The following is a 4,674-nucleotide window of genomic DNA, read 5'->3' as shown; positions in this document are numbered from 1 at the left end:
GAGCGCTGGGTCCCCCCCTCCCTAACACACCACCCCTCTATGGGTTAAAACACCACCCTCTCCAGACGCGCCCCCCGCCCCCCGCGCGGGCGCCCCTCTTCGTTGTCAACAAATACCCTGGCAGACCGGGCATTTCGATCGCCGTACGGTAGTCGTCCGTCAACCCGCTACCCGGAAAAGCCAACTTCCCCATCCCCCGAACCGGTGACTAAATGTCGCCAAATCATCACCCCGCGCTACCCTCACTCGCGTGAAGCACTCCACCACTAACCAGCGGCCCCGGCGTGGCCGTGGCCCCGCCCGTCAGATCGGCCGGACCCTCGCCCTCGTTCTGCCTGTCGTCCTGGTGCTCTCCGGGACTCTCGCGGTCACCCAAGTCAACTGGTCGGGGAATCCCTCGAGCTCGGTGCTCACCGCGTCCTCCGAGGAGGTCTCGACGCGAGCCGTCTCCCGCACCCCGCAGGACGTCCTGCGCGACAAACTGCTCCTGGAACTCCAGGAGAAGGACCCGGGCGTGGCCCTCACCCACCTCCAGCAGGAGGTGAACGGCCGTCCGACGCTCGCGAAGCACTGCGTCTCCATCGCCCGCGCCCTCGGCCGCGCCGCGGTCCGCGCGTACGGGCCGACGCGCGCCCAGTCCTTCGCCCGGCCCGTGTGCGACACGGCGTTCGCCTCGGGGGTCGCGGCCGGCCATCTCTAGCACGCACCAGTCGGCACACACCGGCTTGCACGCACCAGTCGGCACACACCGGCCGGCACACACCGATTCCGGCCCGTCCGGTAACAGCCTGTTAAGGAACGGTTGCCGCGGGAAAGCGCGTGCGGGGCGCCACGTAGAGTTCGAACATGACCGATCCGAACGCCGCGTCGCGCCCCGTGCAAGCCGTCGTCCTGGCCGGCGGCCAGGGTTCCCGGCTGCGTCCCTACACCGACGACCGGCCCAAGCCGATGGTCGAGATTCCCGGCACCGGGACACCGATCATCGGCCACCAGCTCACCTGGCTCGCCGAAGAGGGCGTGACCGACGTCGTCGTCTCCTGCGGTCACCTCGCCGACGTCCTCCAGAAGTGGCTGGACTCGGCCGACCTCCCGCTCAACGTCACGACGGTCGTCGAGACGGAGCCCCTCGGCCGCGGCGGTGGCCTCAAGTACGCCGCCGCACGTCTGCCGCACCCCGACCTGCCCTGGTACGCGACGAACGGTGACATCTGGACCCGTTTCTCGCTGCGCGACATGGCGGACTTCCACGCCGAGCGCGACGCCGTCGCCACCCTCGCGCTGGCCCGTCCGCGCATCCCGTGGGGCGCCGTCAAGACGGACGGCTTCGGTCACATCACCGACTTCATCGAGGCGCCGCCCTCCACGTTCGAGATCAACGCGGGCGTCTACGTCTTCTCGCCCGAGTTCACCGACATGCTCCCCGAGCGCGGCGACCACGAGCGCACCACCTTCCCGCGCCTGGCCCGCGAGCGCCGGCTGTCGGGCTTCCCGATCCCGCAGGGCGCCTACTGGCGGGCCATCGACACCGCCAAGGACCTCACGGAGGCGGCGAAGGAACTCGCGGCCCTGGGCCGCTAGAAACCGCCCGCCCGCACGGTTCTACGCGACGCGGACCGGCCCCCGCACAGTCCTGCGAGACCGTCCGGGGCACGCGACAGGACGACAGCCCAGCGACACACAGCACAGCAACACGACGGCAGGGCCCCGCACATCCGTGTGCGGGGCCCTGCCGTCGTCGCGCCCGGCCGTGCGGGCGTCGCGGGGTCGGTGGGACGTCAGCCCAGCAGGCCGCCCACCAGACCCGGCTGGCCCGTGGACGAGCTCCCGCCGGTGGAGGTGCCGCTCCCGGTGCCCGTGCCGCCGGTGCCGCCGGTGCCGCCGCCGCTGCCGCCGGTCGCCGTGCCGCCGCTGCTGGAGGGACCGGCGCCGGTGCTCGGGGCCCGGTCGACCGGCGAGGACTGCTCCGGCGGGGCCTGGCCGCTGCCCTGGGTCTGGCTGGGCTGCTGCCCGCCGCCGACCGGGTCGGTCTCCTGGGTGGCGCCCGGAGTGCCGGCCGTGTGCGACGGGGTCGCGGAGCTGCTCCGGGTCGGCGGCTCGGAGGCCGAGGGGGTGGCCTTCCGGTGCCGTTCACCGGGCGTCTCGGGGAGCGGGGAACCGGGCAGTTCGTTGCGCGGGGCCTCGCCGGGACCGGGAACCACGATCCGGCTGGAGTCGCGGACGGCGCCGCCGAGGAGCGAACCGATGAGCAGGGTCAGTCCGACGACGACGGACGTGAGCAGCGCGCCCCGCCGCAGCACACGGGCGCGCAGGTCCCAGATGTCGGCGCGCGGACCGAGCGTCCGCCAGGCCTCGCCGGAGAGCCGTCCGTCCGCGGAGTAGACCGGGGCACCCGCGATGATCAGCGGGGACCAGGCGGCGAGGTAGATGATGTCCGGCGTGTCGTACACGGGCACCGTCTTCCAGCTCACGGTGACGATGAGCGCCGCCGACAGCATCGCGCCGACCACGGCCGCCACCCGCTGCCACAGCCCGAGAACGGTCAGGACACCGACGATGACCTGGAAGAAGGCGATGACGAGTCCGGAGCCGACGGGGTGGTGGAGCGCGAACTGCCGCAGCGGCTCGGCGACTTCCCACGGATGCAGCGTGTTGAGCCACTTCACCATGGAGCCGCGCTTGCCGCCGTCGAAGTAGACCGGGTCGCAGAGCTTGCCCATGCCGGCGTAGACGGAGATGAATCCGAGGAAGACGCGCAGCGGGAGCAGCACGACGCCGAGATTCATCCGGCGCCCGGGGTGATAGGCGTGCCGGACCGTGTCGGAAGCGCGCCGCCTGCCAGGCGCCTCGCGCCTCGCCTCCTCGTAGCGGTCGTCGTCCTCGAAGCCGTCGTCCCCGAAGTCGCCTTCCGTGTAGGCGTGTTCGCCGTACGGCGGTTCGTCGTAGGCGCTGCCCACGCTGGGCGTCCGGGGCAGCAGCCGCTCATCGCCGAGAGGGGAGCGCTGGCTGCCGACGAAGGGCGTCTCGACCGTGTCGACGGTCAGATCGCCCGCGTAGCCGGGCTGTTCGCCGATGCGCGGGATGACCTGCGTCGAACCGGCGTCAGGCGTAGGCCCGGTGGAGCCGTGGGCCACGCCCGCGCTCCGTACGGCCTGGAGCAGGCGGTGGGCGCCGGTGTCGTCCGGCGCGGACTTCCCGCTCCAGACGACGGGCGCGCGGCGGCGGGTCCCGCCGGCCGGACCGGCCCCGCCCGCTCGGCCCGGCGTGCCGGGAGAGCCCAAGTGCCGCGCGATGCGCGGGGACTGGCCCCGTGACGCACTCGCCAACTGGACGCGGAAGCTCGCATGGTTGACGATGACCTGCGCCGGATCGCTCGGCACCTTCACCATGCTCAGCGCGGGAGCGTCGTCGAATCCCGGCGAGCGGTCCCCCGTGGGTGTGCGGGGTGTTCTGGTGTCCACACTCATCTAACCGAGTGACGTGTGCTTAGGACACTGCTTGGACCACGCGGAACTGTCCGGACCGCGTCAAGATCGTTCAGAACACCCCTGTCACCCCACGCGGGTGACCACCCGGACGTCCGTTCAGGCGCGGCGGCGCGCCGCCTCGTACAGCACAACTCCCGCCGCCACACCGGCGTTCAGCGACTCCGCGCCACCGGGCATCGGAATCCGCACCCGGAAGTCGCATGTCTCGCCGACGAGACGGGACAGACCCTTGCCCTCGCTGCCGACGACGATGACCACGGGGCCGCCCAGGGCCTCCAGTTCACCGACCTCGACCTCACCGTCGGCGGCCAGGCCGACCACCACGAGGCCGGCCTTCTTGTACGACTCCAGGGCCCGCGTCAGGTTGGCGGCGCGCGCGACGGGCGTACGGGCGGCGGCACCGGCCGACGTCTTCCAGGCACCGGCGGTCATGCCGGCCGCGCGCCGCTCGGGCACGACGACGCCGTGGCCGCCGAAGGCGGACGCGGAACGGACGACCGCGCCGAGGTTGCGCGGGTCGGTCACGCCGTCGAGGGCGACGATCAGCGGGTCCTTGCCCTCGTCGTACGCGGCGGCGGCGAGGTCCTCGGGGTGCGCGTACTCGTACGGCGGGACCTGGAGGACGAGACCCTGGTGGTTGAGCCCGTTGGTCATGCGGTCCAGCTCGGGACGCGGGGCCTCCATCAGGTGGATGCCGCCGCGCTCGGCGACGAGCTGGAGCGCCTCGCGGACCCGCTCGTCGTTGTCGATGAACTGCTGGACGTACAGCGTCGTCGCGGGGACGCCCTCGCGCAGCGCCTCGACGACGGAGTTGCGCCCGACGACCATCTCGGACGTGCCCTTGCCGCCGCGGCCCCGGGGGGCGGGCTTGCGGACGATCTGCTTCGCCTTGGCGTTGGCGACGCGGTTCTTCTTGTGTCCCTTGCGCGCTTCGGCGGGCGGGGTCGGACCCTTGCCTTCCAGGCCCCGGCGCCGCTGGCCGCCACTGCCGACCTGCGCGCCCTTCTTGCCGGACATGCGGCGGTTGTTAGCAGCCATGACCTACCTGTCTGTGTGTGACGTGCGTGCGTACGTATATGAAGTGTGGGGGGCCCGGGGGGCCGGCGGGCGCCCCCCCCACACCCCCCCCGGGGGGGCGGGGGGGGGCGGGCGGGGCCGGCCCGCCCCGCCGCGGCCCCCCCCGCGCCCC

Annotated in this window: 4 protein-coding genes; 2 read left to right on the top strand and 2 right to left on the bottom strand. The window is 72.6% G+C overall.

Features of this window, described 5'->3' with window-relative positions; all coding sequences use genetic code 11:
- Positions 1-250: 250 nt before the first annotated feature.
- Together ACFXGX_RS42075 and ACFXGX_RS42070 are read left to right on the top strand one after the other, a co-directional pair.
- Positions 251-700, top strand: a complete 450-nt coding sequence (locus tag ACFXGX_RS42075) for a hypothetical protein (RefSeq protein WP_384803416.1) — start codon at positions 251-253, stop codon at positions 698-700.
- Positions 701-846: 146 nt separating this feature from the next.
- A complete protein-coding gene (locus tag ACFXGX_RS42070) occupies positions 847-1,578 on the top strand; it encodes a nucleotidyltransferase family protein (protein WP_362408718.1) in 732 nt (243 codons plus the stop codon).
- 197 nt (positions 1,579-1,775) lie between these two features.
- On the opposite strand, the gene ACFXGX_RS42065 is transcribed toward ACFXGX_RS42070, so the two are convergent.
- Complete coding sequence (locus tag ACFXGX_RS42065; RefSeq protein WP_384803413.1) at positions 1,776-3,464, bottom strand: DoxX family protein; 1,689 nt, start codon at positions 3,462-3,464, stop codon at positions 1,776-1,778.
- 117 nt (positions 3,465-3,581) lie between these two features.
- Positions 3,582-4,523: a 23S rRNA (guanosine(2251)-2'-O)-methyltransferase RlmB gene (gene rlmB / locus ACFXGX_RS42060; protein ID WP_384803410.1), complete on the bottom strand. Its 942-nt coding sequence runs from the start codon at positions 4,521-4,523 to the stop codon at positions 3,582-3,584.
- Positions 4,524-4,674: the final 151 nt, after the last annotated feature.

Origin of the sequence: Streptomyces sp. NPDC059371 (assembly GCF_042751995.1) — a bacterium.
Classification (GTDB): domain Bacteria; phylum Actinomycetota; class Actinomycetes; order Streptomycetales; family Streptomycetaceae; genus Streptomyces.
The sequence above is the reverse complement of the archived record's forward strand: the minus strand, read 5'-3'. Positions and strand labels throughout refer to the sequence as shown.

Bases quoted from the DNA above. Each gene is read 5' to 3' on its own strand.
- rlmB (WP_384803410.1), bottom strand. From the start codon at position 4,523: ATGGCTGCTAACAACCGCCGCATGTCCGGCAAGAAGGGCGCGCAGGTC.
- ACFXGX_RS42070 (WP_362408718.1), top strand. From the start codon at position 847: ATGACCGATCCGAACGCCGCGTCGCGCCCCGTGCAAGCCGTCGTCCTG.
- ACFXGX_RS42065 (WP_384803413.1), bottom strand. From the start codon at position 3,464: ATGAGTGTGGACACCAGAACACCCCGCACACCCACGGGGGACCGCTCG.